The following is a 19,451-nucleotide window of genomic DNA, read 5'->3' as shown; positions in this document are numbered from 1 at the left end:
TGTCATGAAGCGTATGGGGATGATCTTCCGCGCGAAGGCCAACAAGGCCCTTGACCGGGCCGAGGACCCGCGCGAGACCCTCGATTACTCGTACCAGAAACAGCTGGAGCTGCTGCAGAAGGTGCGCCGCGGTGTCGCCGACGTGGCGACCAGCCGCAAGCGCCTGGAGCTCCAGCTCAACCAGCTCCAGTCCCAGTCGTCCAAGCTGGAGGACCAGGGCCGCAAGGCGCTGGCGCTGGGCCGCGAGGACCTGGCCCGCGAGGCGCTCTCCCGGCGCGCCGCGCTCCAGCAGCAGGTCACCGACCTGGAGACGCAGCACGCCACGCTCCAGGGCGAGGAGGAGAAGCTCACCCTGGCGGCCCAACGCCTCCAGGCCAAGGTGGACGCCTTCCGTACGAAGAAGGAGACCATCAAGGCCACCTACACCGCGGCCCAGGCGCAGACCCGCATCGGCGAGGCCTTCTCCGGCATCTCCGAGGAGATGGGCGACGTCGGCCTGGCCATCCAGCGGGCCGAGGACAAGACCGCCCAGCTCCAGGCCCGGGCCGGCGCCATCGACGAACTGCTCGCCTCCGGCGCCCTGGACGACCAGTCCGGCATGCACAAGGACGACATCCAGGCCGAGCTGGACCGGCTCTCGGGTGGTACGGATGTAGAGCTGGAACTGCAGCGCATGAAGGCCGAGCTCTCCGGGGGCAGCGCCTCCGACCGGCAGGCCATCGAGGGCGGCCAGGGCGAGGGCCAGGCGCAGTCCCAGCAGCAGCCGCAGGACACTCCGCGCTTCGACAAGCAGTAGCCCACGCCTAGGAGGGCGACATGATCGTACGGATCATGGGGGAGGGCCAGCTGACGCTGGCCGACGGCCGTCTGGCCGAGCTGAACAAGCTGGACGACGAGCTCCAGGCCGAAATGGAGAACGGCGACGGCCCCGGCTTCCGCGCGACCCTCCAGGCTCTTCTGGCCAAGGTCCGAGAGCTGGGCGAGCCCGTTCCGGACGACTTCCTGGAGCCGTCCGACCTCATCCTGCCGTCCCCGGACGCCACTCTGGAGGACGTCCAGGAACTGCTGAGCGACGACGGCCTGATCCCGGGCGGGGCGTGACCCTTTCAGCCGACCCGGGGGCGCGTCCCTCCGGCCGGCGGTCACTGGACGCGGGCGGGCCATCGGGTCACGCCCACTCCAGCTACCGTAAAACGCCGTGAGCACCCTCGCCCGCGCCCGCTGCACCATCGGCGCCCATCCCTACGCCCTGGACACGGCCATCGCGGCCGCCGTCCTGGTGTGCATGGTCGCCGGCTCCTTCGTGGACCCGCACGGTCCCGAAGGGGTCAGCTGGGCCCTGCGCACCCCCGACGTGCTCAGTCTGGCCCTCATGGCCGTCGGCGCCGCCGCCCTCGTCTTCCGCCGCCGCGCCCCCCTGGTGATCCTCGCGGTCACCGGCGGTGTCGCCATCGTCGAGGGCGTCACCGGCGAGCCCCGCGCGCCCGTCGTCATGTCCGCGGTCGTCGCCCTCTTCACCGTCGCCGCCTCCACCGACCGCCCGACCACCTGGCGGGTCGGCCTGCTCACCATGACGGTGCTCACCGGCGCCGCCATGCTCGCCGGGTCCCTGCCCTGGTACGCGCAGGAGAACCTCGCAGTCTTCGCCTGGACCGGCATCGGCGCCAGCGCCGGGGACGCCGTCCGCAGCCGGCGCGCCTTCGTCCAGGCCATCCGGGACCGGGCCGAGAAGGCGGAGCGGACCCAGGAGGAGGAGGCCCGCCGCCGTGTAGCCGAGGAGCGGCTGCGCATCGCCCGCGACCTGCACGACGTGGTCGCCCACCACATCGCCCTGGTCAACGTTCAGGCCGGGGTCGCCGCCCACGTCATGGACAAACGGCCCGACCAGGCCAAGGAGGCCCTCGCCCACGTACGGGAGGCCAGCCGCTCCGCGCTGGGCGAGTTGCGCGCCACCGTCGGTCTGCTCCGTCAGTCCGACGACCCGGAGGCCCCGACCGAACCCGCCCCCGGCCTGGACCGTCTCGGGGAACTCGTCGCCACCTTCCACCACGCCGGGCTGCACATCGAGGTGGCCCGTACCGATCAGGGCACCGACCGGCCCACCGCCGTCGACCTGGCCGCCTACCGCATCATCCAGGAGGCGCTGACGAACGTGCAGAAGCACGCCGGGACGGGGGCGAAGGCCGAGGTCAGCATCGTCCGGGTCGGACCGAACATCGAAGTCACCGTGCTCGACGACGGCGGCGGCGAGGGCGACACCCCGGCCGGGGCCCCCGGCGCCTCCACCAGGGTCTCCGACGCCCCTGCCGGGGTCTCCGACGTCTTGGCCGGAGCCGTCACCGACAGAGGCGGTCACGGCCTGCTCGGCATGCGCGAGCGCGTCACCGCCGTGCGCGGCACCCTCACCACCGGTCCCCGCTACGGAGGCGGTTTCCGGGTCCATGCGATCCTTCCGGTCAGGAACCGCACCGATGCCGCGGAGGGCCCCGTATGACGATCCGTGTCCTGCTCGCCGACGACCAGGCGTTGCTGCGCAGCGCCTTCCGGGTCCTGGTCGACTCCGAGCCCGACATGGAGGTGGTGGGGGAGGCGTCCGACGGCGCGGAGGCGGCCCGGCTGGCCGCCGAACAGCGGGCCGACGTGGTGCTGATGGACATCCGGATGCCCGGCACCGACGGCCTGGCCGCCACCCGTCTGATCAGCGCGGACCCGGCCCTCGCCCATGTCCGGGTGGTCATTTTGACCACGTTCGAGGTCGACGACTACGTGGTGCAGTCGCTGCGCGCGGGTGCCTCCGGCTTCCTCGGCAAGGGCTCCGAACCCGAGGAACTGCTCAACGCCATCCGCGTCGCGGCCGGCGGCGAGGCGCTGCTGTCCCCGGTCGCCACCAAAGGGCTGATCGCCCGCTTCCTCGCGCAGGAGGGCACGGCCGGTGAGGATCGCGACCCCGCCCGCGCCGAGCGGCTGGACACGCTGACGGTGCGTGAGCGGGAGGTGCTGGTCCAGGTCGCCGGCGGACACTCCAACGACGAGATAGCCGAGCGGCTGGAGGTCAGCCCGCTCACCGTCAAGACCCATGTCAACCGGGCCATGTCCAAACTGGGCGCCCGCGACCGGGCCCAGCTGGTCGTCATCGCGTACGAATCCGGGCTGGTACGTCCAAGGGTGGAGTGACCCCGGCCCGGGTGTACTGCGGCGGGAGTATGCGTCGGATAAGGAAATGGACCTGGGGCCTAGGGAACCGGGGTCGTCCATGGCCCATGGTGTGGGGTGGGCGCTCACGTGTGGCGTCCACGTGTGGCGCTGCATGTGCCCCGTCCCCCGCTCGGCCACAGAAGAGAGACCCTGATCCATGTCCTGGCTGTCGAGATTCAGCCTCGCGCAACGGGCCCTGATAGGGCTGATGTCGATCGTCGCGCTCGTTTTCGGGGCGATAGCGATCCCCCAGCTCAAGCAGCAGTTGCTGCCCACCATCGAACTGCCCATGGTCTCCGTGCTGGCTCCCTACCAGGGTGCCTCGCCGGACGTGGTCGAGAAGCAGGTCGTCGAACCGATCGAGGACAGTCTCGAAGCCGTCGACGGCATCTCGGGCATCACCTCGACGGCCAGTGAGGGCACCGCCGTCATCATGGCGTCCTTCGACTACGGCCCGGACACCCAGCAGCTCGTCGCCGACGTCCAGCAGGCCGTCAACCGGGCCGGCGCCCAGCTCCCGGACGACGTGGACCCGCAGGTCATCTCCGGGTCGACGGACGACATCCCGACCGTCGTCCTCGCCGTCACCTCGGACAAGGACCAGCAGGCGCTGGCCGACCAGCTCGACAAGACGGTCGTCTCGGAGCTGAAGGACATCGACGGGGTCGCCCAGGTCGTGATCGACGGCGTCCGGGACGTCCAGGTCACCGTCACGCCCGACCAGGCGAAGCTGGCCAAGGCGGGCGTGGCCCCGCAGGCCCTCGCCCAGTCCCTGCAGGCCGGCGGCGCGACCGTCCCCGCAGGCTCCTTCGACGAGGAGGGCGCCAACCGCACCGTCCAGGTCGGCGGCGGCTACACCTCGCTGAAGCAGATCCAGGACCTCATGGTCACCGGCGAGGGCGTCGACAAGCCGGTCCGCCTCGGTGACGTCGCCACCGTCGAGGAGGAGGAGGCCAAGGCCACCTCCCTCACCCGTACCGACGGCAAGCCGTCCCTCGCCGTCGCCGTGACGATGGACCACGAGGGCAGCGCGGTCGCGATCTCCGACGCCGTCGAGGACAAGCTCCCCGAACTGCGCGAGCAGCTCGGCTCCGGCGCGACGCTCACCGTGGTCAGCGACCAGGGCCCGGCGGTGTCCAAGGCGATCAAGGGCCTGACCACCGAGGGCGGCCTCGGTCTGATCTTCGCCGTCCTGGTCATCCTGGTCTTCCTGGCGTCCATCCGCTCCACCCTGGTCACCGCGGTCTCCATCCCGCTGTCGGTGGTGCTCGCCCTGATCGTCCTGTGGACCCGCGACCTGTCGTTGAACATGCTGACGCTGGGCGCCCTGACCATTTCCATCGGCCGGGTCGTCGACGACTCGATCGTGGTCCTGGAGAACATCAAGCGGCACCTCGGCTACGGCGAGGAGCGCCGCGAGGCCATCCTCAAGGCGGTCCGCGAGGTCGCCGGAGCGGTCACCTCCGCCACGCTCACCACGGTGGCCGTGTTCCTGCCGATCGGCCTGGTCGGCGGCATGGTCGGCGAGCTGTTCGGTTCGTTCAGCCTGACCGTGACCGCCGCGCTGCTGGCCTCCCTGCTGGTGTCTCTGACGGTCGTTCCGGTGCTGTCGTACTGGTTCCTGCGTCCGCCGAAGAACACGCCCGAGGACGCGGACGAGGCCCGCCGGCTGGCCGAGGAGAAGGAGGCCAAGAGCCGCCTCCAGCGCCTCTACGTCTCCGTCCTGGGCTTCGCCACCCGCCGCCGCCTGTCCAGCCTGGCCATCGCGGTCGTCGTGCTCATCGGCACGTTCGCCATGGCGCCGCTGCTGAAGACGAACTTCTTCGACCAGGGCGACCAGAAGGTCCTGAGCATCAGTCAGGAGCTGGAGCCGGGCACCAGCCTCGCGGCGACGGACGCCCAGGCCAAGAAGGTCGAGAAGCTGCTCGGTGAGACCGAGGGCATCAAGGACTTCCAGGTCACCATCGGCTCGTCCGGCTTCATGGCCGCCTTCGGCGGCGGCACGGACACCAACCAGGCCACGTACCAGCTCATGCTGGAGGACTCGGCGTCCACCGAGGACGTCCAGGACCACATCGAGGACGGGCTCGCGAAGCTCGACGGCGTCGGCACCACCACGGTCGGCGCCGGTGGCGGCTTCGGCAGCCAGGACCTGAGCGTCGTCGTCAAGGCGGCCGACGCGCAGGTGCTGCGTGAGGCCGCCGAGGAGGTCCGCGAGACGGTCGCCGGGCTCGACGACGTCACCGACGTGACCAGCGACCTGGCGCAGAGCGTGCCGCGCATCTCGGTCAAGGCCAACGCGAAGGCCGCCGAGGCCGGGTTCACCGACCAGACACTCGGCGCGGCCGTCGCCCAGGCCGTGCGCGGTACCCCGGCGGCCAAGGCGGTGCTGGAGGACACCGAGCGCGACGTCGTCATCAAGTCGGCCCAGCCGGCCGAGACGCTGGCCCAGCTGAAGGCCCTGAACCTGGGTCCGGCCAAGCTCGGCGACATCGCCACGGTCGAGCTGGTGGACGGTCCGGTGTCGATGACCCGCATCGACGGGCAGCGCTCGGCGACCGTCACGGCCAAGCCGACCGGCGACAACACCGGCGCGGTGGGCACGGAACTCCAGTCGGAGATCAACGGGCTGGACCTGCCGGCCGGCGCCACCGCCGAGATCGGCGGCGTCACCGCCGACCAGGACGAGGCGTTCGTCAACCTGGGCCTGGCCATGCTCGCGGCGATCGCGATCGTGTTCATGCTGCTGGTCGGCACCTTCCGGTCGCTGGCCCAGCCGCTGATCCTGCTGGTGTCGATCCCGTTCGCGGCGACCGGCGCGATCGGCCTGCTGCTGGCGACGGGCACCCCGATGGGCGTCCCCGCGATGATCGGCATGCTGATGCTGATCGGCATCGTGGTCACCAACGCGATCGTGCTGATCGACCTGATCAACCAGTACCGCAAGCAGGGCTACGGCGTCGTCGAAGCGGTCATCGAGGGCGGCCGGCACCGTCTGCGGCCCATCCTGATGACGGCCCTGGCGACGATCTTCGCCCTGCTGCCGATGGCGCTGGGCGTCACCGGCGAGGGCGGCTTCATCGCCCAGCCGCTGGCGGTGGTGGTGATCGGCGGTCTGATCACGTCGACCCTGCTGACCCTGCTGCTGGTCCCGACGCTCTACGCGATGCTGGAGCTGCGCAAGGAGCGGCGCGCGAAGAAGAAGGCGGCGAAGAAGAACGGCGACGCGCCGTCCCCGTCGCAGGCATCGGACGAACCGGAGCCCGCGAACGTCTGAGTCCGCGCGAGAACGGCTCAGGTCCCGCCCGACACCGAAGGTGGTCGGGCGGGACCTGAGCCGTTCGAAACGCCCCGCACGGGCGCCGCACGGGCGAACGAGTGGGAAACCGTCCCCTACGGCAGGGCGAGCATCCGCTCCAGCGCCAGCTTCGCGAACGCCTCCGTCTCCTTGTCGACCTCGATGCGGTTGACCAGGGTGCCCTCGGCGAGGGACTCCAGCGCCCAGACCAGGTGCGGCAGGTCGATGCGGTTCATGGTCGAGCAGAAGCAGACCGTCTTGTCCAGGAAGACGATCTCCTTGTCCTCGGAGGCGAAACGGTTCGCCAGCCGCCGGACCAGGTTCAGCTCGGTCCCGATGGCCCACTTGGAGCCGGCCGGGGCCGCTTCCAGGGCCTTGATGATGTACTCGGTCGAGCCGACGTGGTCCGCCGCCGTCACGACCTCGTGCCGGCACTCGGGGTGCACCAGGACGTTCACGCCCGGGATGCGCTCACGCACGTCGTTCACCGAGTCGAGGCTGAAGCGGCCGTGCACTGAGCAGTGGCCCCGCCACAGGATCATCTTCGCGGCGCGCAGCTCCTCGGTGGTCAGCCCGCCGTTCGGCTTGTGCGGGTTGTAGAGGACGCAGTCCTCCAGCGACATGCCCATCTCCCGCACCGCGGTGTTGCGGCCGAGGTGCTGGTCGGGCAGGAAGAGCACCTTCTCGCCCTGTTCGAAGGCCCAGTCCAGGGCCCGCTCGGCGTTGGAGGACGTACAGATCGTGCCGCCGTGCTTGCCGGTGAACGCCTTGATGTCCGCGGACGAGTTCATGTACGAGACGGGTACGACCTGCTCGGCGATCCCCGCCTCGGTCAGCACGTCCCAGCACTCGGCGACCTGCTCGGCGGTGGCCATGTCCGCCATGGAGCAGCCGGCCGCCAGGTCGGGCAGGACCACCTTCTGGTCGTCGGAGGTCAGGATGTCGGCCGACTCCGCCATGAAGTGCACACCGCAGAAGACGATGTACTCCGCCTCCGGGCGCGCTGCCGCGTCCTTGGCCAGCTTGAAGGAGTCGCCCGTGACGTCGGCGAACTGGATGACCTCGTCGCGCTGGTAGTGGTGACCGAGTACGAAGACCTTGTCCCCGAGCTTCTCCTTGGCCGCGCGGGCGCGCGCGACCAGGTCCGGGTCGGAGGGCGAGGGCAGGTCGCCGGGGCACTCCACACCGCGCTCGCTCCTCGGGTCGGCCTCCCGGCCGAGGAGCAGCAGGGCGAGGGGCGACGGCTGGACGTCGAGCTCCTGGGTTTGGGCGGTGGTCACGACACCTACCCTTTCTACTTTTCGTCGAACTGACGCTATATATCATAACCGGTTCACGTCAGTTTGACGATGCTCATTGTGTCGGTGTGACGTGAATCCCGCTGCCCGAGCCGCTGTCCGCTCCCCGGGGTGTGTGCGAGCATGAAGGGAAGGCCGAGGGACAAGACACGGGTCCGCCCCGGAATGAATCCGCGGCCCCGCCGGTTGGAATCGTCGGCAAGCAGTCTCCGTACAACCCGGGAGAGATGTAGATGTCCGTATCGGACGAGACCACCACCGTCACCGACGGCATCATCGTGACCGACGCCGCCGCGGCCAAGGTCAAGGCCCTGCTCGACCAGGAAGGCCGTGACGACCTGGCGCTCCGCGTCGCCGTCCAGCCCGGCGGCTGCTCCGGCCTGCGCTACCAGCTCTTCTTCGACGAGCGCTCGCTCGACGGCGACGTGGTGAAGGACTTCGACGGCGTCAAGGTCACCACCGACCGCATGAGCGCCCCCTACCTGGGCGGCGCCACCATCGACTTCGTGGACACGATCGAGAAGCAGGGCTTCACCATCGACAACCCGAACGCGTCGGGCTCCTGCGCCTGCGGCGACTCCTTCAGCTGAGCCGCGCGGCTCACGCGCCACAGTCGTGACAGAGGGCGGCGGCCCGGGGACCACCCCGGGCCGCCGCCCTCTTGCCCGCCCGTCTGCCCGTGCCTGCCCGCCCGGCTGTGCGAACGTGCCGTCACCGGTTCCCGGACGGCGCCGGCAGTCGCGCGCCCGGCTTGTGCACGGGGATCTCCTCGCCGTCAGAGCTCACGACCGTCCGGTCGCCGAGCGGCTCGTCCAGCGGCACCGTCCGCTCGTACTCCTTGGCGATCAGGATGCAGACCTTGTCCGGATGCGGGGTCTCGGTCACGGTGACCGTCACCTTCTCCCCGCTCTCCTGCGCCGTGGCCTCGTAGTCGGAGCACACCCCGCCCGTGAAGCGCACGGTCAGTTCCCCGCCCTCGGCCGTGTAGCCGCTGACCTGCACGTCCCGCGGGTCCGTCGGCGCCGAGGACGGCTCGTCGGACGGGGAGGGGGAGGGTGAGGCGGGGGCCGAGGAGGTCAGGTACCTGGGGTCGACCGCCGGATACGTGACCGTGACGGCGTCCTTCGAGCCCGGCGCCCGCACCTCGAACAGCCAGGACGGCACCAGCGTCTGCCGCCCCCGCACCGGATGCGCGGCCAGTCCGAACACCGCGTCCTCGACCGTGACCGTCTGCTTCTGCGGCTTCTTCGGCGCGCCCGTCGGCAGTGCGCAGGACAGGTCCGCGCCGTCCTGGTGCGGTACGGGGCTCGCGCAGCCGCCGATGCCGGATCCAAAACCGCCGCCCGGCGCGTTCAGCAGTGCCAGCGTCTCCTCGGCGCCCAGGACGGGGTACGTGTCCCCCTTGACCGGTGCCTTCACCCGGCCGCTGCCGCCGACCACGTCGCCCTGCGCGCCGACGACCACACCGGTCGTCCAGCCGTACGTGGGCAGCCCGCCGACCTCGGGTTCGGCGTTCACGGCCCGCCGGGCGCCCATGACCTGGCCGGCGTCCAGCTTGGCGTCGTCCTGGCCCAGCGCCTTCAGTACCGGCGCCGCCGCCTTCTTCGCGGCCGCCTCGCTGACCGGGCTCCCGTCGGCGGACGGGGCCTTGCACACGGCGCCCTTCTCGCAGTTGTCCGTGCCGGGCGCGTAGCGGTGGAAGGTCCAGGTGCCCGGCGCCTGCCGGTTCACCGTGAGAAGGGGCCCGGAACCGTCCTTGGCGTTGCCGACCTTCCAGGCCTCGCCCTGCTCGCGGGGCGCCCCGTCGACCCCGAGCGCCTTGGCCAGCCGGGCCACCTCCGCCTCGGTGACCTTGCCCTTCGCCCTGTACACGGGCGCCGAGCCGGGCCCGTCGGGGAGGGTGCCGTCGGCGCGGTAGGTGACGCCGTAGGGGTCCGGCTCGCCGGGGGCGATGCCGTTCGTACCGTCCTGGCCGCCGGGGGTGGGCGCCCCGTGGCCGTCCAGGACGAGCGGCGGGGGCGTGTCGTCGCCCGACGCCCCGGACGCCGTACCGCCGTCCGCGCCGCCACCGGAGGCGGACGAGGCGAGGTAGGCCCCGCCGCTGCCCACGAGCAGCACGGCGGCGGCCACGGACGCGACGACGACGGCCGGGGGGCGCCGCCGCGCGGGACGCCCGGTGCCGGCCTCGTCGGCGGCGGTGGCGTCGTCGTTGTCGGGTCGCTCGGTGTTCACCGCATCGCTCCTTCGGCTGTTACTGGGGACAGCGATGGGACGCGGTGGAGGAGGATCCGGTTCCCGGCGGCGCCACGCGTCGCCCGAACGGCCGCGAAGCCGCCCGGCCAACCGTCAGGCCGCCCTCCGGTGCTCAGTCGCCGTAGTCCGACATCGCGTCCAGCAGCCGGGCCGACGTCCGCGGCACCCGCACGCCGTGGAGGAGCGAGACGGGGACGGGACGGGTCGGGTCGGGTGCCGGAGCCTCCCAGCGCGGGGCCATCCGGGCGCAGTCGCCGCGCAGCGACGCCAGGTCGCCGTCCAGGTCGGCCGGAGCGGGGTCGGTGGTCCTCAGGTTCGTCATAACAGCACCGTAGGCACGGTCCGTACCGCGAAGAAAGTTGTACTACCGGGTAGTTTCGTCCGCTTCGGGCCGGGGGCGCTCCCGGGTAGCGTTGACCGACAACCCGCCTCCCCTCAGGAGAGAGTCCACGCCGTGCGCATCGCAGTCACCGGCTCCATCGCCACCGACCACCTCATGACCTTCCCCGGTCGCTTCTCCGACCAGCTCGTCGCGGACCAGCTGCACACGGTCTCGCTCTCCTTCCTGGTCGACCAGCTCGACGTACGACGCGGCGGCGTCGCCGCGAACATCGCCTTCGGCATGGGCCAGCTCGGCACCCGGCCGATCCTGGTCGGCGCCGCCGGCTCGGACTTCGACGAGTACCGGGCCTGGCTGGACCGGCACGGCGTCGACACCGGCTCGGTGCGCATCTCCGAGACCCTGCACACCGCCCGCTTCGTCTGCACCACCGACGCCGACCACAACCAGATCGGCTCGTTCTACACGGGCGCGATGAGCGAGGCCCGCCTCATCGAGCTCAAGACCGTCGCCGACCGGGTCGGCGGCCTCGACCTGGTCTCCATCGGCGCCGACGACCCGGAGGCCATGCTCCGGCACACCGAGGAGTGCCGCACGCGGTCCATCCCGTTCGCCGCCGACTTCTCCCAGCAGATCGCCCGGATGAACGGCGACGAGATCCGGGTGCTGCTGGACGGGGCGACCTACCTCTTCTCCAACGAGTACGAGAAGGGGCTCATCGAGACCAAGACCGGCTGGACGGACGAGGAGATCCTCGGCCGCGTCGGCCACCGCGTCACCACCCTCGGCGCGCGGGGCGTCCGCATCGAGCGGGCCGGCGAGGAGACCGTCGAGGTCGGCGTCCCGGACGAGGAGCGCAAGGCCGACCCCACGGGCGTCGGCGACGCCTTCCGCGCGGGGTTCCTGTCGGGCCTGGCCTGGGGGGTGTCCCTGGAACGGGCCGCGCAGGTCGGCTGCATGCTCGCCACGCTGGTCATCGAGACGGTGGGTACGCAGGAGTACCAGCTGCGGCGGGTGCACTTCATGGAGCGGTTCACCAAGGCGTACGGGGACGAGGCCGCGCAGGAGGTCCGGACGCACCTGGGCTGAAGGCGGCCTGACGGCCAAGGGGGAGACCCTGGAGGAGCGTCGCCGGGCGCGGGTGCGTGGGGGCTGGTCGCGCCCGCGCGGCGGAGCCGTACATCGATACAGCCCCGCGCCCCTGCCCGGCGCAGCCCGTGCCATCGCCCGGCGCAGCCCCGTGCCCCTGCCCGGCGTCAGCTCACCCGGCGGACCAGGTACGCGGTTCCCCTCTCCGCCGGCTGCTCGCCCGCGTACTCCTGCCCCCGCATCTCGCACCACGCCGGGATGTCCAGGCGGGCGGCCTCGTCGTCGGACAGGACGCGGACCGTGCCGCCCACGGGCACGTCGCCGACGACCCTGGCCAGTTCGATCACCGGAACGGGGCAGCGCCGGCCCAGCGCGTCCACGACCAGGTCCGCTCCCGCCTCGCGGGCACTGTCCGCGGCCACCGGCGCCCCCAGCTTCTCCCGTACAGCGGCCACCGGCGCCCCCAGCTTCTCCCGTACCGCGGCCACCGTGCCCGGCAGCACCTCCAGGAACCGCTCGACGTCCTCGGCCGGCGTCCCCGGCGGCAGCGACACCCGGACGTTGCCCTCGCTGAGCACCCCCATCGCCCTCAGGACGTGACTCGGCATCAGGGTGCTGCTGGTGCAGGACGAACCGGAGGAGACCGAGAAGCCCGCACGGTCCAGCTCGTGCAGCAGAGTCTCCCCGTCGACATAGAGACACGAGAAGGTGACGGTACCGGGCAGCCGGCGCACCGGATCGCCGACCACCTCCACATCCGGCACCAGGGCCGGCACCCGGGCCCGGATCCGCTCCGTCAGTTCCCGCAGCCGGGCCGCCTCTCCGGCCGCCTCGGCCCGCACCGCACGCAGCGACGCCGCCGCGGCCACGATCGCCGGAAGGTTCTCGAAGCCGGGCGCCCGGCCCGACTCCCGCTCGTCCCCGGGCCCTTGCGGCGCGAACCGCACACCCTTGCGTACGACGAGCAGCCCGACCCCGGACGGGCCACCCCACTTGTGGGCGCTCGCGGTGAGCAGTGACCAGTCGCCCGCCACCCTTCCCCACCCCAGCGACTGGGCCGCGTCCACCAGCAGTGGCACGCCCGCCGCCCGGCAGGCCTCGGCCACGTCCGCCACCGGCTGTTCGGTGCCCACCTCGTGGTTGGCCGACTGGAGGCAGGCCAGCGCGGTGTCGCCGCGCAGGGCCGCCGCGTACGCCGCCGGGTCCACCGCCCCCGTCCGGTCCACGGCGACCTGGGTGAGCGTCCCACCACCGGACTCGTGCGCCTCGGCCGCGTGCAGTACGGAGGAGTGTTCCACGGCGGACACGATCAGGTGATCTCCCGCGCGGCGACGTCCGGCCAGCGCTCCCGCGACGCCCGAATGCACCGCCCGCGTCCCCGAAGGAGTGAACACCAACTCGTCAGCCCGGCACCCCACCGCCTCGGCCGCCGCCTCCCGCGCCGCGTCGAGCAGCAACCGCGCCCGCCGCCCCTCCCGGTACAGCCGCGCGGGATCGGCCCACCCCTCGTCCAGGGAGGCCAACAGGGCCTGTCGGGCAACGGGATGGAGGGGAGCGGCGGAAGCAGCGTCGAAGTAGGCCACACGGCAACGCTATGACGTGCGGCGGGGGAGTGCCGACCAGGGGCGCGGTACCGGGCCGGTGGTCGGCCCGGCCGCGCGGCCGGGCCGGTCGCGACCGGCCGCGACGCACCGTCAGTCGCCGAACAACCCCCGGTCCCGGCTCCGTGGGCGTCCGATCCCACCCTTGGGAGTGACCGACGGCGCGTATGCCACCCTCCCCGCGAACCCCCGGAGGGCGTCGGCTAGGGTTTGGTCCGCATAAACATCAAACCCCTGCCCGACGCAGGGCGGCGACCGACCAGCGAGAAGGCCGCAGCCGAACAGCGCGGGCGAGACTCTCGGGAAGGCGCTACGTGAGTCCCAACGGCTCCGACCGCTCGCCGCGGCGCCCCATGCGGCGGAAGCTGCTGCAGGCACTGACCGCGGGCCTGGTCCTGGCGACCGCCACCGGTTGCACATGGGAGGACTTCCCCCGCCTCGGCATGCCCACCCCCACCACGGAAGAGGCTCCGCGGATCCTCTCCCTGTGGCAGGGATCGTGGGCTGCCGCGCTGGTTACCGGCGTGCTGGTGTGGGGCCTGATCCTGTGGAGTGTCTTCTTCCACAGGCGCACCCGCACCAAGGTCGAGGTCCCTCCGCAGAACAGGTACAACCTGCCCATCGAGGCGCTGTACACCATCGTTCCACTCGTCATCGTGTCGGTGTTGTTCTACTTCACCGCCCGTGACGAGTCCGAGCTCATGAGCCTGGAGGACAAGCCCGACGTCACGGTCAACGTGGTCGGCTTCCAGTGGAGCTGGTGCTTCAACCACGTCGAGAACGTCGAAGGCTCGTCCGGCGACGCGAAGACCTCCAAGGAACTGGACGCGATCCCGAAGCGGTTCAAGGACGACTTCCCGGCGAACGCCGGCGGCGTCTACGACTGCGGTGTCCCCAGTACGCGCAACCCGCAGAACAACAACCCGGGCCCGACCCTCTGGCTCCCCAAGGGCAAGAAGGTCCGCTTCGTCCTGACCTCGCGTGACGTCATCCACTCCTTCTGGGTGGTGCCGTTCCTCATGAAGCAGGACGTCATCCCGGGCCACACCAACGCCTTCGAGGTGACCCCCAACAGGGAGGGCACCTTCATGGGCAAGTGCGCCGAGCTGTGCGGCGTGGACCACTCCCGGATGCTGTTCAACGTCAAGGTCGTCTCCCCGGAGCGTTACGAGCAGCACCTCCAGGACCTCGCGAAGAAGGGGCAGACCGGTTACGTTCCCGCCGGCATCGCGCAGACGAGCCACGAGAAGAACCGGGAGACGAACAACCTGTGAGCATCCTCAACGAACCCCAGGGTGCCTCGGCAGCGGAGGACTCGTACGAGAACGAGCTGCCGGTACGGCGCAAGCAGCCCGGCAACGTCGTGATCAAGTGGTTGACGACCACCGACCACAAGACGATCGGCACGCTGTATCTGGTGACGTCGTTCGCGTTCTTCGTGATCGGCGGCGTGATGGCGCTGCTCATGCGCGCCGAGCTGGCCCGTCCGGGCCTGCAGATCATGTCGAACGAGCAGTTCAACCAGTCGTTCACCATGCACGGCACGATCATGCTGCTGATGTTCGCGACGCCGCTGTTCTCGGGCTTCGCGAACTGGATCATGCCGCTGCAGATCGGCGCGCCGGACGTCGCCTTCCCCCGGCTGAACATGTTCGCCTACTGGCTGTACCTGTTCGGCTCGCTCATCGCGGTGGGCGGCTTCCTGACCCCGCAGGGCGCGGCCGACTTCGGCTGGTTCGCCTACTCCCCGCTGTCCGACGCGGTGCACTCGCCCGGCATCGGCGGCGACCTGTGGATCATGGGTCTGGCCTTCTCCGGCTTCGGTACGATCCTCGGCTCGGTCAACTTCATCACCACGATCATCTGCATGCGCGCGCCCGGCATGACCATGTTCCGCATGCCGATCTTCACCTGGAACGTGCTGCTGACCGGTGTGCTGGTCCTGCTCGCCTTCCCGGTGCTGGCCGCGGCCCTGTTCGCGCTGGAGGCGGATCGCAAGTTCGGTGCGCACATCTTCGACTCGGCCAACGGCGGAGCGTTGCTGTGGCAACACTTGTTCTGGTTCTTCGGGCATCCAGAGGTGTACATCATCGCGTTGCCGTTCTTCGGCATCGTCAGTGAGATCATCCCGGTCTTCTCCCGCAAGCCGATCTTCGGCTACATGGGTCTGATCGCCGCGACGATCGCGATCGCCGGTCTGTCGGTGACGGTGTGGGCCCACCACATGTACGTCACGGGCGGCGTGTTGTTGCCGTTCTTCTCCTTCATGACCTTCCTGATCGCGGTACCGACCGGTGTGAAGTTCTTCAACTGGATCGGCACCATGTGGAAGGGGTCGTTGTCCTTCGAGACACCGATGCTCTGGTCCACCGGCTTCCTGATCACCTTCCTCTTCGGTGGTCTGACCGGTGTCATCCTGGCCTCGCCGCCGCTGGACTTCCACGTCTCGGACTCGTACTTCGTGGTGGCGCACTTCCACTACGTGGTGTTCGGCACCGTGGTGTTCGCGATGTTCGCCGGCTTCCACTTCTGGTGGCCGAAGTTCACCGGCAAGCTGCTGGACGAGCGGCTGGGCAAGATCACCTTCTGGACGCTGTTCATCGGCTTCCACGGCACCTTCCTGGTCCAGCACTGGCTGGGCGCCGAGGGCATGCCGCGCCGGTACGCCGACTACCTGGCGGCCGACGGCTTCACCGCCCTGAACACGATCTCGACGATCAGCTCGTTCCTGCTCGGCATGTCGCTGCTGCCGTTCTTCTACAACATCTGGAAGACGGCCAAGTACGGCAAGAAGGTCGAGGTGGACGACCCGTGGGGCTACGGCCGTTCGCTGGAGTGGGCGACCTCCTGCCCGCCGCCGCGGCACAACTTCCTCACGCTGCCGCGCATCCGCAGTGAATCCCCCGCCTTCGACCTGCACCACCCCGATGTCGCCGCGCTCGACCAGCTCGAGAACGTCGGTCACGGGGAGAAGACCCTCGCCGGTGGCAAGGAGGCCGGGAAGTGAAGATCCAGGGCAAGCTCTTCATCTGGCTGAGCGTCTTCATCCTGGCCGTCGCGGTCGTCTACGGCTACTGGTCGAAGGAGCCGGTCGGCACCACGGCCCTCTTCATGGCCTTCGGCCTGGCCATCATGATCGGCTTCTACCTGGCCTTCACGGCCAGGCGGGTCGACGTGGGTGCCCAGGACGACAAGGAAGCGGACGTCGCGGACGACGCCGGCGAGGTCGGGTTCTTCAGCCCGCACAGCTGGCAGCCGCTGGCCCTCGGGCTCGGCGGAGCGTTCGCCTTCCTGGGCATCGCGGTCGGCTGGTGGCTCGTGTACTTCTCGGCACCGATCCTGCTGATCGGCCTGTTCGGCTGGGTCTTCGAGTACTACCGCGGTGAGAACCGCACCCAGTAGCACGCGCCGAGCGCCGAGGGGCCCGGACACTCCGTCAGGAGCGTCCGGGCCCCTTCGTCTGCCACACCCGCCTCACCCGTCCGGCTTACCCGCCGTGCCGCCATTGACGCCGCTCCCTAGCGTGAGGTCATGAGCAACACGGTTCACTTCCAGGCGCGGGGGCGTACGGTCGTCGGCTGCACCCTGCTGGTGATCGCCCTCGGCGCGAGCGTCACCGCCTGCACCCGCGGTGACGACAACCCGCTGTCCGCCGCGCCGTACGACGCGGCCGGGCAGATCTCCTTCAACGGCCCCACCGAGGCCGGGAAGAAGGCCGATCCGGACAAGCCCCTGGAGGTCGTCGCCGAGGGCGCCGACGGGCGCATCACGGACGTCACGGCCATGGACGCGGCGGGCCGCCACGTCGCGGGCGAGCTCTCCGCCGACGGAGCCCGCTGGCACAGCACCACCCCGCTGGCCGCCGGCGCCCGCTACACGGTGCGGATCAGCACCGAGAACGGCGACGGCGCGCCCGGCCGCAAGGTCCTCACCTTCGAGACCGGCCGGCCCAGCAGCAAGAAGACCCTGGACGTCTCCTTCGGGCCCGAGGCGGGCGCCTACGGCGTCGGCCAGCCCGTCACCGCGGAACTGAGCCAACCGGTCCGGGACAGCGCCCAGCGGGCCATAGTGGAGCGCGCCCTGAAGGTGGACTCCACACCCGCGGTGGAGGGCGCCTGGCACTGGGTGGACGACAAGAAGCTCCACTACCGGCCCAAGGAGTACTGGCCCGCCCACGCCACCGTCCAGGTCCGCAGCACCCTCGACGGCATCAAGATCGGCGACCGGATGTGGGGCGGCACCGCCAAGCCCCTCACCATCACCACGGACGACCACGTCGTGGCCGTCACCGACGCCGCCGCGCACACGCTGACGCTCTACCGGGACGGCGAGGAGGTCAGGCAGATGCCCGTCACCGCGGGCAAGCCCGGCTTCGAGACCCGCAACGGCGTCAAGGTCGTCCTGGCCAAGGAACCCTTCGTACGCATGCGCAGCAGCACCGTGGGCATCGCCGAGGGCTCCTCGGAGTCGTACGACCTGCCCGTCTACTTCGCCACCCGGGTCACCTGGAGCGGCGAGTACGTGCACGCCGCCCCCTGGTCCGTCGGCTCGCAGGGCCTGGCCAACGTCAGCCACGGCTGCGTCGGCATGAGCACCGCCGACGCGGAGTGGTTCTTCGACGCCGTCCAGGAGGGCGACCTCGTCGAGGTCGTCAACTCCGGTGGCGAGACGATGGAGCCCTTCGGCAACGGCTTCGGCGACTGGAACCTCGACTGGACCGAATGGCACACGGGGAGCGCCCTTACGGGTGGTACCCCGGACGGCCGGAGCACGGCCGAGCAGGCCAGGCTGAGGCCGCAGAGCGTGTGAGCGCGCCCCGGGGGCGGCGCGCCCGGGGCGCGGGATCGTACCGATGTGCGGCTCGGCCGTGCGAGCGCGACAGGCCCACGACGGCGCCGCACCCGCCCCACGGGGCGCGGGCGGGCCGCCGAGGCATCCTCCGGACGCCCCGGCCCCCGAAGCGTCCTCAGACGCCTTCCAGCCTCTTCTGGCGCAGCAGCGAGGCCAGCGCGCCCGCGAACTCCACCGGCTCCACCGGCAGCGTCACAGCCGCCTCCGCGCGGCTCCACGTCGCCAGCCACGCGTCCTGCGGCCGTGCGATGAGCAGCAGCACCGGCGGGCACCGGAAGACCTCGTCCTTGATCTGACGGCACAGGCCCATGCCCCCCATGGGCACGGCCTCGCCGTCGAAGACGCAGGCGTCGATCCCGCCCTTGTCCAGCTCCTTGAGCGCGGCGGCCGGAGTGGCGCACTCCACGAACTCGACCACGGGCACGTCCGGAGCCGGCCGGCGACCGGTCGCCAGCCGCACCTGCTCGCGGGTGTTGGAGTCGTCGCTGTAGACCAGCACCGTGGCGGTCGGCTGCATGCTTCCTCCGATACGCAGTGAAACAGTCGTAGCCCGTCGCGCCGGATGCTACTCCCTCGGACACCTCGTCAACACTGGTTCGGGCAGGGCTTCGACACGGCTTCGAGGGCCCGTTCGATGGGCCATACGGGCAGTACAGACGGTGCGGACACTCCGAACGGCACCCCCCGGGGTGAGGGCGGGATAAGCGACCGACATAATGTCGGTCGTGGCGACAGCAACGACAGTAGAAACCGGGCACGCGCACCCGTCGGTCAACCGGCCGAACCTCACCAGCGTCGGAACCATCATCTGGTTGAGTTCCGAGCTGATGTTCTTCGCGGCCCTCTTCGCGATGTACTTCACCCTGCGATCGGTGACCGGCCCGGACTTCTGGTCCGAGAAGGCCGACGCGCTGAACATTCCGTTCTCCGCGACGAACACCACGATCCTGGTGCTTTCCTCCCTCACCTGTCAGCTCGGCGTGTTCGCGGCCGAGCGCGGGGACGTGAAGAAGCTCCGGATGTGGTTCATCGTCACCTTCGTGATGGGTGCGATCTTCATCGGCGGTCAGGTGTACGAGTACACCGAGCTGGTCAAGCACGAGGGCCTCTCGCTCTCGTCGGACCCGTACGGCTCGGCGTTCTACCTGACCACCGGCTTCCACGGACTGCACGTGACGGGCGGTCTCATCGCCTTCCTGCTGGTCCTCGGCCGCACCTACGCGGCCCGGAGGTTCACCCACGAGCAGGCGACAGCCGCCATCGTCGTGTCCTATTACTGGCACTTCGTCGATGTGGTCTGGATCGGCCTGTTCGCCACGATCTACCTGATCAAGTAGTCGCGGCGCGCACCCGCGCAATACCAGAAGCATCGACGCAGAAGATGCTGACACCGGGGTAATCCGTGAAAAAGCTCTCCGCACGACGACGCCACCCGCTGGCGGGGCTCGTCGTCCTACTCCTCCCGCTGGCATGCACAGGGGGGGTGTACGCCCCGGTCGCACCCGCGGGCAAGGCGCAGGCCGGTG

At 70.4% G+C, this 19,451-nt stretch carries 17 protein-coding genes and 1 pseudogene; 13 read left to right on the top strand and 5 right to left on the bottom strand.

The window, feature by feature from the left end; translation table 11 throughout:
* Positions 1-4: 4 nt before the first annotated feature.
* From ABEA26_RS20365 to ABEA26_RS20345, 5 genes are all read left to right on the top strand, one after another.
* A complete protein-coding gene (locus ABEA26_RS20365; RefSeq protein WP_345594177.1) occupies positions 5-796 on the top strand; it encodes a PspA/IM30 family protein in 792 nt (263 codons plus the stop codon).
* Positions 797-816: 20 nt separating this feature from the next.
* On the top strand, positions 817-1,101 hold the full coding sequence (gene pspAA, locus ABEA26_RS20360) for a PspA-associated protein PspAA (protein ID WP_345594175.1): 285 nt from the start codon (positions 817-819) through the stop codon (positions 1,099-1,101).
* A gap of 97 nt (positions 1,102-1,198) precedes the next feature.
* The gene (locus ABEA26_RS20355) at positions 1,199-2,494 is read left to right on the top strand and encodes a sensor histidine kinase (protein WP_345594173.1); all 1,296 of its coding nucleotides are present in this window, start codon (positions 1,199-1,201) and stop codon (positions 2,492-2,494) included.
* Positions 2,491-3,174 (top strand): response regulator, encoded by a 684-nt coding sequence (locus ABEA26_RS20350; protein WP_345594171.1) that lies wholly within the window; start codon positions 2,491-2,493, stop codon positions 3,172-3,174. Before ABEA26_RS20355 ends, ABEA26_RS20350 begins: the two co-directional genes overlap by 4 nt.
* A 178-nt stretch (positions 3,175-3,352) precedes the next feature.
* On the top strand, positions 3,353-6,472 hold the full coding sequence (locus ABEA26_RS20345) for an efflux RND transporter permease subunit (RefSeq protein WP_345594170.1): 3,120 nt from the start codon (positions 3,353-3,355) through the stop codon (positions 6,470-6,472).
* Between the two features lie 116 nt (positions 6,473-6,588).
* Here the strand turns inward: ABEA26_RS20345 and nadA are convergent, their stop codons facing one another.
* The gene (gene nadA, locus ABEA26_RS20340; protein ID WP_345594168.1) at positions 6,589-7,773 is read right to left on the bottom strand and encodes a quinolinate synthase NadA; all 1,185 of its coding nucleotides are present in this window, start codon (positions 7,771-7,773) and stop codon (positions 6,589-6,591) included.
* A gap of 251 nt (positions 7,774-8,024) precedes the next feature.
* Between nadA and ABEA26_RS20335 the strand changes: the two genes are divergently transcribed.
* Positions 8,025-8,381: a HesB/IscA family protein gene (locus ABEA26_RS20335; protein ID WP_345594166.1), complete on the top strand. Its 357-nt coding sequence runs from the start codon at positions 8,025-8,027 to the stop codon at positions 8,379-8,381.
* A 121-nt stretch (positions 8,382-8,502) separates the two neighbouring features.
* Here the strand turns inward: ABEA26_RS20335 and ABEA26_RS20330 are convergent, their stop codons facing one another.
* Both ABEA26_RS20330 and ABEA26_RS20325 read right to left on the bottom strand, forming a co-directional pair.
* A complete protein-coding gene (locus ABEA26_RS20330) occupies positions 8,503-10,023 on the bottom strand; it encodes a hypothetical protein (RefSeq protein WP_345594164.1) in 1,521 nt (506 codons plus the stop codon).
* Positions 10,024-10,156: 133 nt separating this feature from the next.
* The gene (locus ABEA26_RS20325) at positions 10,157-10,366 is read right to left on the bottom strand and encodes a hypothetical protein (protein ID WP_345594162.1); all 210 of its coding nucleotides are present in this window, start codon (positions 10,364-10,366) and stop codon (positions 10,157-10,159) included.
* A gap of 132 nt (positions 10,367-10,498) precedes the next feature.
* Between ABEA26_RS20325 and ABEA26_RS20320 the strand changes: the two genes are divergently transcribed.
* The gene (locus ABEA26_RS20320; RefSeq protein ID WP_345594160.1) at positions 10,499-11,473 is read left to right on the top strand and encodes a carbohydrate kinase family protein; all 975 of its coding nucleotides are present in this window, start codon (positions 10,499-10,501) and stop codon (positions 11,471-11,473) included.
* Positions 11,474-11,640: 167 nt separating this feature from the next.
* On the opposite strand, the gene ABEA26_RS20315 is transcribed toward ABEA26_RS20320, so the two are convergent.
* Positions 11,641-13,056 carry a cysteine desulfurase/sulfurtransferase TusA family protein gene (locus ABEA26_RS20315; RefSeq protein ID WP_345594159.1) on the bottom strand — a complete coding sequence of 472 codons (1,416 nt, stop codon included), beginning with the start codon at positions 13,054-13,056 and terminating at the stop codon, positions 11,641-11,643.
* Between the two features lie 332 nt (positions 13,057-13,388).
* On the opposite strand from ABEA26_RS20315, the gene ctaC reads away from it, so the two are divergent.
* The 4 genes from ctaC to ABEA26_RS20295 all read left to right on the top strand — a co-directional run bounded on the left by ctaC (position 13,389) and on the right by ABEA26_RS20295 (position 17,883).
* Positions 13,389-14,348, top strand: a complete 960-nt coding sequence (gene ctaC / locus ABEA26_RS20310) for an aa3-type cytochrome oxidase subunit II (RefSeq protein WP_345594158.1) — start codon at positions 13,389-13,391, stop codon at positions 14,346-14,348.
* Complete coding sequence (ctaD, locus tag ABEA26_RS20305) at positions 14,345-16,081, top strand: aa3-type cytochrome oxidase subunit I (RefSeq protein ID WP_345594156.1); 1,737 nt, start codon at positions 14,345-14,347, stop codon at positions 16,079-16,081. Before ctaC ends, ctaD begins: the two co-directional genes overlap by 4 nt.
* Positions 16,078-16,476 (top strand): cytochrome c oxidase subunit 4, encoded by a 399-nt coding sequence (locus tag ABEA26_RS20300; protein WP_345594154.1) that lies wholly within the window; start codon positions 16,078-16,080, stop codon positions 16,474-16,476. The genes ctaD and ABEA26_RS20300 overlap by 4 nt, the downstream gene beginning before the upstream one ends.
* A gap of 129 nt (positions 16,477-16,605) precedes the next feature.
* Complete coding sequence (locus ABEA26_RS20295; protein WP_345594152.1) at positions 16,606-17,883, top strand: L,D-transpeptidase; 1,278 nt, start codon at positions 16,606-16,608, stop codon at positions 17,881-17,883.
* 157 nt (positions 17,884-18,040) lie between these two features.
* Here the strand turns inward: ABEA26_RS20295 and ABEA26_RS20290 are convergent, their stop codons facing one another.
* Positions 18,041-18,442 carry a response regulator gene (locus tag ABEA26_RS20290; protein ID WP_345594150.1) on the bottom strand — a complete coding sequence of 134 codons (402 nt, stop codon included), beginning with the start codon at positions 18,440-18,442 and terminating at the stop codon, positions 18,041-18,043.
* A gap of 199 nt (positions 18,443-18,641) precedes the next feature.
* Between ABEA26_RS20290 and ctaE the strand changes: the two genes are divergently transcribed.
* A complete protein-coding gene (gene ctaE / locus ABEA26_RS20285) occupies positions 18,642-19,262 on the top strand; it encodes an aa3-type cytochrome oxidase subunit III (protein WP_345594148.1) in 621 nt (206 codons plus the stop codon).
* 65 nt (positions 19,263-19,327) lie between these two features.
* Positions 19,328-19,451 (top strand): annotated as a pseudogene (locus tag ABEA26_RS20280) (cytochrome bc1 complex diheme cytochrome c subunit); the annotation flags it as partial.

Source organism: Streptomyces marokkonensis (assembly GCF_039539045.1).
GTDB classification, from domain to species: Bacteria; Actinomycetota; Actinomycetes; order Streptomycetales; family Streptomycetaceae; genus Streptomyces; species Streptomyces marokkonensis.
Note: the sequence above shows the minus strand (reverse complement) of the source record. Positions and strands in the feature narration are given on the sequence as shown.